Here is a 259-nt window from a genome sequence, read left to right on the forward strand (position 1 = left end):
ACACGCCGGGCATGTCCTTTTCGACTACCAGCGCGGAGATGCCCTTCGGCCCCTCCTCGCCCGTGCGGACCATCGTGACGTAGACCTCGTTTTCGCCCGCGCCGGAGATGACCTGCTTCGATCCGGTGACGATCCAGTCGTCGCCGTCCTTCACGGCCTTCGTCTTCAGCGCCGAGGCGTCGGAGCCGGACGATGGTTCGGTCAGGCAATAGCTGGCGATGCGGTCCATCGTGACGAGCGACGGCAGGTATTTGTCCTT

Annotated in this window: 1 protein-coding gene; it reads right to left on the reverse strand. The window is 64.1% G+C overall.

Features of this window, described 5'->3' with window-relative positions; genetic code table 11:
• A partial coding sequence (locus AC0IW9_RS31170; RefSeq protein WP_471652167.1) for an acyl-CoA dehydrogenase family protein occupies positions 1-259 on the reverse strand: 259 nt, incomplete at both ends.

The organism is Belnapia sp. AC561 (assembly GCF_979252845.1).